Origin of the sequence: Occallatibacter sp. (genome assembly GCF_049802275.1) — a bacterium.
In the GTDB taxonomy this organism is placed as follows: Bacteria; Acidobacteriota; Terriglobia; order Terriglobales; family Acidobacteriaceae; genus Telmatobacter.
Genome location: NZ_JBARMD010000557.1, coordinates 1 through 3,029 on the forward strand (window position 1 = coordinate 1; position 3,029 = coordinate 3,029).

Sequence of the window (3,029 nt, forward strand, 5' to 3'; positions counted from 1 at the left end):
CCGACGACGACGATCGAAACGTCGGCCTTCTTCGCGGCATCGACCGCGGCCTGTATCGAAGCTGTTTGGGTTTTCGCATCGACTAGCTGCACATCGTTCGCCCACCAGCCCTCGAAACCCTCCGGCGCTGTCGTGATTTTGCAGCCTTCTGCGTAGAGCACTTTCACCTTGTCGCCGACTTTGGCCTTGATGCCGTCGAGCACACTGACGCCGTAGCCGGGATCGCGACTATATCCGCCAAGGTGTACATCCGCGGCATTCGGCCCGATGACGGCGATCGACTTCAGCTTCGTCATGTCGAGCGGCAGCAGGTTCTTGTCATTCTTCAGCAGCACGATCACTTTACGCGCCGCTTCCGCAGCAAGCTTCTTGTGTTCCGGGCTATTGTTGGTTTTCTCCGCGTAATCGGGATCGACATAGGGATTATCGAAGAGGCCCAGCCGGAACTTTGCCGCCAGAACACGCGAAACCGCACGATCCACTTCGCTCTCCGGCACGGTGCCCTGCTTCACCTGATCTACCAGCGTGTTGAACGCCGGCGCATCCGCCACATCGAAATCAACCCCGGCGGCAATGGCCTGTCGCGCTGCATCCGCCTCGTTGAATGCCACGTGGTGCGTGCTCACCAGCATCTGCAGAGCGTTGTCATCCGAGCTGATGAACCCTTCAAAGCCCCACTCCTGCCGCAGCACTTTGTCTAACAGCCAGTGGTTTACGTGAGAGGGTACGCCGTCGATCTCGTTGTACGATGCCATCACGCTGCCCACGTGCGCTTCTTTGACGGCGGCCTCAAATGGAACCAGAAACGTCCCCCGGATCACACGTTCAGAGATATTGCCGGGCGCGGTATTTGTTCCGCCCTCTGGCTGGCCATGTACTGCAAAATGCTTTGCGGTGGCGAGAACGTGATGACGATCGATCATGTACGAATCGCCTTGCAGGCCTTCGATTGCCGCGACGCCCATGCGTGAGATCAGGTAAGGATCCTCACCGTAGCCCTCTTCCGTTCGCCCCCAGCGCGGATCGCGTTCCATGTCCAGCACTGGAGAAAACACTTGCCCCGAACCTCGCGAACCGGCCTCATCGCCAACCGCGGTAAACACGCGCTTCACCAGCGCCGCGTCAAACGTGCTGGCCAGTCCCAGCGCCTGCGGAAAGCTTGTGCTGCCGTATTCCATATATCCGTGCAGCGCCTCGCCTGGGAAAATCACCGGAATACCGAGCCGCGTCTTTTCGAGCTGGTAGCGCTGCACCGCATTGCGCAGGATAGCCGCATTGCGAGGTGTCAGTTTCAGATCTCCACCCCACTCCGCTGCAAGTGCCTTCCGCGCTGTTTCGCTGGTATAGGTGCCGGTCGGATCGATAACCGAGACATTTTGCTGCCAATCCCATTTGAGTTGATCCACCTTCTCTTCCAGGGTCATTCGCGGCAACAGGTCGGCAACACGGTCCGCAACGGGTAGCGTTGCGTCCTTATAGCGCGGTGTATCGATCTTGGTGGCAGGCTTTTCCTGCGCACTTGTGCAGGGGGTGAACACACCGAGTCCCAACAGCAGGCCCGAAATCAGCAACCTTGAGGAAATGCGCAGGTGAATCGTCATGGTATTTGCAGGTGATTCTGGATCCTTTCGGGTATCGGCGAGTCATTGTAAATAACCTACGCAGACCGTGTATGTGCGGTTCAAAGAAGCGTGTAAAACAACCCGCAAATCCGCGCTAAGAGCTCGGTTCGGCCCGTTCTCCAAATCTGAGTGCCGCATCCAAGCTGATGGACCACAATAACGGCGCCGTCTGTAGAATGAAATCATTGATAAAAGGAACCTCCCACGAGGCCAGAAAGCATACATGCGCCGTGTCGCGCTGATCTACAACCCAGCTTCAGGCCAGCACTCCGGACGCCGCGCATCCTACATTCAGAGCGCGCTCGCGGTGCTTCGTAAAGCGGGCATTGAAGCCGAAGCTCTCGAGACGCATGCGCCCGGCAGCGGCAAGACCCTTGCTCTCGCCGCTGTGCGCCAGGGTTACGACGCGGTGCTTGCTTGCGGCGGCGACGGTACGGTGCACGAGGTGCTTCAGCCACTGGTGGGAACGAAGGTAGCCCTGGGTGTTCTGCCCCTGGGAACAGCGAATGCGCTGGCGCAGAACCTCGGGCTGGGGCGCAATCCCGTGAAGGCTGCGCGTGCTCTGCTCGATGCTCAGCCAATGGAAGTCCCGGTTGGCCGCATCTTTTTTCAGGAAACGAATGGCGCACAGGGCTGGCGGTATTTCACGGTTGCTGCGGGCATCGGAGCAGACGCGCTGCTGATGTCGAGCATGGACCCGGCCCTAAAACGCCGCTTCGGATACGCGCTTTATATGGTCGAAGCATTCAAGATCTGGGTTTCTCATCCGTTTCCGCTTTTCGACGCGTCCTTTTCCATCAATGGCAATGGCGAGCCTCGCGTCGAGCAGGTCTCGCAACTGCTCGCCATCCGCATCCGTTCCTTCGGCGGCGCGCTGGGAAAGCTCGCTCCCGGAGCGACGTTGCGCAAAAAGGACCTGAGCCTGGTCGCCTTTAAGACGCGCAGCCGGCTGGAGTACATGCGGTTCCTATTGGCCACTCTCGCGGGTCGGCAGACCTTCTCGCGCTCAATTGAATTGCTGAATGCCGATGCCGTCGAATGCAGACCGATGAACGGATCGAAGACCAGCGTTTTTGTGGAGGCAGATGGTGAGGTGCTGGGTGCCCTGCCTGCGCGCATGGAGCTTGCACGGGAAACGCTGACCCTGCTCGTTCCGCGAGGAGCTCAGCCTTAATCGCGGCAAGATGGACCCTGTCCTAACTCTGCCGGCACTGCAGACTCCGCTGTTGGTGCTGAATGTTATTTGCGTTCCCGTTCCGCTCCTGCAATCATCGCTGCGACACTTTTTCATCCGGAGTCTCAGCATGAAACGATCTGCAGTCATTCTCTGCGTCGCCATTGCGGCATCTACCGCATGCGCGACTGTGCAAGGACCCGCATGGCAGCCCGCGCCCGGACACATTACCC

Annotated in this window: 2 protein-coding genes; one reads left to right on the forward strand and one right to left on the reverse strand. The window is 59.0% G+C overall.

Going from position 1 to position 3,029, the window contains the following annotated elements:
• Positions 1–1,601: glycoside hydrolase family 3 protein (locus tag WA354_RS19290; protein WP_472814648.1), on the reverse strand; the 1,601-nt coding region annotated here is incomplete at its 3' end.
• Between the two features lie 244 nt (positions 1,602–1,845).
• On the opposite strand from WA354_RS19290, the gene WA354_RS19295 reads away from it, so the two are divergent.
• Positions 1,846–2,796, forward strand: a complete 951-nt coding sequence (locus tag WA354_RS19295; RefSeq protein ID WP_472814649.1) for a diacylglycerol/lipid kinase family protein — start codon at positions 1,846–1,848, stop codon at positions 2,794–2,796.
• Positions 2,797–3,029 lie beyond the last annotated feature (233 nt).